We start from the raw sequence: 4,683 nt of genomic DNA, 5'->3' as shown, positions 1-4,683 counted from the left end.
GGCGGCGGGCGCCGGCGCCGCAACGGGCGCGGGCGCAGCCACGGGCGCGGGTTCGGCCGGGCGCTTGCCGATCAGCTCGATCGCGCGGGTGTAGGTCTTGGCGGCCTCCACGAACTGCTCGCGCCCGCGCTCGATGTTGCCGAGCGCGACGATCGCCTCCTGGTCGTCGGGCGAGGCCTCGATCAGCCGGGCGAGGTCCGCCTTGGCCTCGTCGGTGCGGTCGAGCCGGTCGAGATCGATCGCGCGCTGGATGTCCGCGTTGCGCTTCAGCGGCGAGGAGGCCGGCACCCGCTCGTAGACCTTCACCGCCTGCGCGTACTGGTTCAGCTGGTCGTACAGATCGGCGAGCGTCACCAGCGCCATGGGATGGTCGGGCGTCACGAACAGCGCGAGCTGGAGATAGACCATCGAGAGGTCTTCGCCGCCCTGCCGCCCGAGCGCGCCGCCGATGCCGTAAAGAGTTTCGGCCACGCCCTCGGCCACGCTCGCGATCGGACGGTCCGGCTCGGCTCCGCGCTCGACCGCCTCGCGCGCCGCCCGCGCCAGCGGATGGCGCGGCGCCGCCTTCTCCACGTCCGCCAGGGCCTTCAGCGCGTTGTCGCGGTCGCCGATGCGCGCGTAGAAGCTGGCGGCGGCCTGCGACACCCGGAGCGCCGCGCCGTCGCTTGCGATCGCCGCCTGATAGCGCCGGGAGGCCTCGGCTTGACGGCCGGCGAGATCGGCGATCAGCGCGCCGTGATAGTCGCGGAACGTGCCGAAGAAGTCCGCGCCCTGCAGGCGGTCCACGGTTTCGAGCGCCCGCGCCGGCTGGCCCGCGCCGAGCCAGGACCAGGCGGTGAGCAGCGAGATCGTGAGATCGGCGAGCGGACCCCGGGCGCTGCGCGCCAGATGGCCGCGGGCGCGGGCGTAGGAGCCCGCCTTCAGCGCGCGGGTGGCGAGCGCGAGCTGGGCCATGCGGTTGGTGCTGTCGGCCGCGACCACCCGTTCGGCGAGCCGCATGGATTCGCGCTGGTCGCCCTCGGCGACCGAGAGCAGGAACGCCCGCTCGAGCAGCTCCGGATTGCGCGGGTCGGCCCGCAGCGCGGCACGGAAGAAGGTGGCGGCGGCTTCGGCGTCGCGCTGCGCGCCGGCCACCCGGCCCGCGAGATAGTTGCCGGCGAGCGACGTGCGCGCCGCCACCACGTCGAGCTCCATGTCCGGCCGCGCCGACGCCTGCGGCGCCCAGAGCGAGGCCGCCGCGACCAGCAGGGCGGCGCAGCGACGATCCAGTGCCTTCACGAGCCTTAACCTCCAAGAATCGGCGCGCGGACGGCCCTTGAGCCGCCAAAGCGCGGTGCGCACCATGAACCGGACCACCGCCCCTCACAAGCCCGGGGCCGCGCGCGGCGGGCCGGCCCGCGGCGCAAGCCGCTCGGATTCCAGCAGCTTCGAACCGCTCGAAACGGACCGCGCCGCCCCTGTCGCAGGCCGGCGCGGCTTGGAACTCGGCGCGCGACGGTTTAACTCCCGCGCATGAGCTACGCCGTCGCAGCCCTCTACAAGTTCGCGCCCCTGCCCGACGCCGCCGCGCTGCGGCCGGCGCTGGAGGCGCTGTGCGCCCGGCTCGACGTGTGCGGCACGCTGCTGGTGGCGCCGGAGGGCGTCAACGGCACGCTGGCCGGCGCCCCCGACGCCATCGACGACCTGCTGCGGGAGCTTGGCGGCGAGGCGCTGCTGGGCGCGCGGTTCGAGGGCGCGGAGGTCAAGCGCTCCACCGCAGCCGAACGCCCCTTCGGTCGCCTCAAGGTCAAGCTCAAGCGCGAGATCGTGACGCTCGGCGATCCGCTGGCCGATCCCGCCCGGCGCACCGGCGCGCGGGTCGCGGCCGAAGACTGGAACGCGCTGATCGGACGCGGCGACGTGGTGCTGGTCGACGTGCGCAACCGGTTCGAGGTCGCCATGGGAAGCTTTCCCGGCGCGATCGATCCGGAGACCGCGCGCTTCAGCGAGTTTCCCCGTTTCGCCGCCGAGCGGCTGTCGGACGCGAAAGACCGTACCGTCGCGATGTTCTGCACCGGCGGCATCCGCTGCGAGAAAGCGAGCGCGCATCTTCTGGCGCAGGGGTTCACGGACGTGCGCCAGCTCGACGGCGGCGTGCTGCGCTATCTGGAGACGGTCGCGCCCGCCGACAGCCTGTGGCGCGGCGACTGTTTCGTGTTCGACAGGCGCCTCGCCCTCGGCGAAGGGCTGGAGGAGCGCCCGAGGGAGGATGTGGATGTCTGACGCCGCCGCGCTCGCCGAACGGATCGACGTGCTGGAGACCCGCCTCGCCTATCAGGACGAGGCGATCGAGACCCTGAACGAGACCATCACCGCGCAATGGACGGTGATCGACCGCCTCAAGCGCGAGGTCGCCATGCTGTCGGAGCGGCTCGAGGAGGCCGCGTCGGGCGCGCAGCCGGTGGACCGGCCGCCGCCGCACTACTGAGGCGTGTCGGGCGCCGGCGCGCGCCGGCCGAAGTCCGGCTCGGCGGTGTCCTGCCCCTGCTCCACGATCGAGCGCCGTATGGCGCGGGTGCGGGTGAACAGGTTGAACAGCGCGTCGCCCTCGCCCCAGCGGATCGCCCGCTGCAGCGCCTGCAGGTCCTCGGTGAAGCGGCCCAGCACCTCCAGCACCGCCTCCTTGTTGTTGAGGAAGATGTCCCGCCACATGGTCGGGTCGGAGGCGGCGATGCGGGTGAAGTCGCGGAAGCCGGAGGCGGAGTACTTGATGACCTCCTGCTGGGTCACCTCCTCCAGATCGGCGGCGGTGCCGACGATGTTGTAGGCGATCAGGTGCGGCACGTGGCTGACGATCGCGAACACCAGATCGTGGTGCTCCACGCTCATGGCGTCCACGTTCGCGCCGAGCGCGCGCCAGAAGGCGCCGAGCCGCTCCACCTCCGCGTCGTCGGCGCGGGACAACGGGGTCAGAATGGTCCAGCGGCCCTGGAACAGGTCGGCGAAGCCGGCGTCCGGGCCGGAATCCTCGGTGCCGGCGATGGGATGGGCGGGGATGAAGGCCGCGTGCGGCGGCACGTGCGGCGCCATGTCCCGCACCACCGCGCCCTTGACCGAGCCCACATCCGTCAGCACGGCCCCGACCTTCAGCGCCGGGCCGATCTCCGCCGCCACTGAACCGCAGACGCCGACGGGGGTGCAGACGACGACGAGATCAGCGCTCTCCGCAGCCTCCGCCGCGGTCTCCGCCACCACGTCGGCGAGGCCGAGTTCGGCCACGCGGGCGCGCACGGCCTCGCTCCGGTCATGGGCGACGAGCGTTCCCGCCACGCCGGCGCGGCGGGCGGCGCGGGCGACGGACGAGCCGATCAGCCCGAGGCCGATGATGGCGACGCGGCCGTAGAGCGGAGCGTCAGCCACCGGCCCGCTCCATGAAGTCCCGCAGCGCCGCGAGCGCGGCCGTGTTGGCCTCGTCGGAGCCGACCGTCATGCGCAGCGCGTCGGGGAGGCCGTAGGCGCCGACCGCGCGCAGGATGATCCCGCGGGCGGTGAGGAAGGCGTCCGCCTCCGCCGCCGTCCGTCCGGGCGTCGCGGGGAAATGGATCAGCAGGAAGTTGGCGACGCTCGGCGTCACCTCGAGCCCGAGCGCGCGGAGCGCCGAGGCGATCTCCGGCAGCCAGCGGGCGTTGTGCGCCACCGCCGCGTCGATGTGGGCGCGGTCGGCCACCGCCGCGACGCCGGCCGCGATCGCCGGCCCCGACAGGTTGAACGGCCCGCGCACGCGGTTCAGCACGTCCACCACGGTCTCGGGGCCGTAGAGCCAGCCGATGCGCAGGCTGGCGAGGCCGAACGCCTTCGAGAAGGTGCGCGTCATCACCACGTTCTCGGCCCCGCTGACGAGCTCGATCCCGGCGGCGTAGTCGTTGGCGCGCACATATTCGGCGTAGGCCGCGTCCAGCACCAGCAGCACGTTTCCGGGCAGGCCCGCATGCAGCCGCTTCACCTCGTCGAACGGCAGATAGGTGCCGGTCGGGTTGTTGGGGTTGGCGAGATAGACGATGCGCGTCTTCGGCGTGACGCGCGCCAGCAGCGCGTCCACGTCGGTCGTGAGGTCGGTCTCGGGCGCGACCACGGGGACGCCGCCCGCCGCCAGGATCGCGATCCGGTAGACGAGGAAGCCGTGCTCGCAGAACAGGCCCTCGTCGCCGGGCTCCAGATAGGCGTAGGCCAGCAGCGACAGCAGCTCGTCGGAGCCCGCGCCGCAGACGATGCGGGCGGCGTCGAGCCCGTGGGCGCGGGCGATGGCCTCGCGCAGCGCGGAGGACGAGCCGTCCGGATAGATCTCGAGATGGGCGGCGGCGGCGCGATAGGCCTCGATCGCGCGCGGGCTCGGCCCGAGCGGCGTCTCGTTGGAGGACAGCTTGTGCAGCTTGACGCCGGCGGGCGCCTTGCTCTTGCCGGGCGTGTAGGCCTCGATCGCGAGCGCGCCGGCGCGGGGGGTCGGACGGAGGGCGGAGGACGCGGACGTCATGACGGATGCGTTCCGGACTTAAAGGCGCGGCCTTCGGCGGCTCGTGGCCGCGGCGGCGCCGGACATCAGAAGAGGCGGCGGAGGATCAGCCGGCCGGACGGGCGTAGCCGCCGACCGGCCGCGCGTAGGGCGACGGCGGCTCGGAGCCGGGCGCCGCCACCAGCCGGGCGATG

Annotated in this window: 5 protein-coding genes; 2 read left to right on the top strand and 3 right to left on the bottom strand. The window is 73.4% G+C overall.

Translation table 11 applies throughout. From position 1 onward, the window contains the following. Positions 1-1,278 (bottom strand): tetratricopeptide repeat protein (locus tag ACFQ4O_RS15400; RefSeq protein ID WP_378776892.1); only part of this gene is annotated, 1,278 nt, incomplete at its 3' end. Between the two features lie 234 nt (positions 1,279-1,512). On the opposite strand from ACFQ4O_RS15400, the gene trhO reads away from it, so the two are divergent. Both trhO and ACFQ4O_RS15390 read left to right on the top strand, forming a co-directional pair. Further along, positions 1,513-2,262 carry an oxygen-dependent tRNA uridine(34) hydroxylase TrhO gene (gene trhO, locus ACFQ4O_RS15395; RefSeq protein ID WP_378776890.1) on the top strand — a complete coding sequence of 250 codons (750 nt, stop codon included), beginning with the start codon at positions 1,513-1,515 and terminating at the stop codon, positions 2,260-2,262. Continuing rightward, positions 2,255-2,467: a SlyX family protein gene (locus tag ACFQ4O_RS15390; RefSeq protein ID WP_378776888.1), complete on the top strand. Its 213-nt coding sequence runs from the start codon at positions 2,255-2,257 to the stop codon at positions 2,465-2,467. Before trhO ends, ACFQ4O_RS15390 begins: the two co-directional genes overlap by 8 nt. Here the strand turns inward: ACFQ4O_RS15390 and ACFQ4O_RS15385 are convergent. Both ACFQ4O_RS15385 and ACFQ4O_RS15380 read right to left on the bottom strand, forming a co-directional pair. Then, positions 2,461-3,399, bottom strand: coding sequence for a prephenate/arogenate dehydrogenase family protein (locus ACFQ4O_RS15385; RefSeq protein WP_378776886.1), 939 nt, complete (start codon positions 3,397-3,399; stop codon positions 2,461-2,463). The genes ACFQ4O_RS15390 and ACFQ4O_RS15385 overlap by 7 nt on opposite strands. Then, positions 3,392-4,510, bottom strand: a complete 1,119-nt coding sequence (locus ACFQ4O_RS15380; protein WP_378776884.1) for a pyridoxal phosphate-dependent aminotransferase — start codon at positions 4,508-4,510, stop codon at positions 3,392-3,394. Before ACFQ4O_RS15380 ends, ACFQ4O_RS15385 begins: the two co-directional genes overlap by 8 nt. Positions 4,511-4,683: the final 173 nt, after the last annotated feature.

The sequence above is a fragment of the Methylopila musalis genome, assembly GCF_042679725.1.
Classification (GTDB): domain Bacteria; phylum Pseudomonadota; class Alphaproteobacteria; order Rhizobiales; family Methylopilaceae; genus Methylopila; species Methylopila musalis.
Note: the sequence above shows the minus strand (reverse complement) of the source record. Positions and strands in the feature narration are given on the sequence as shown.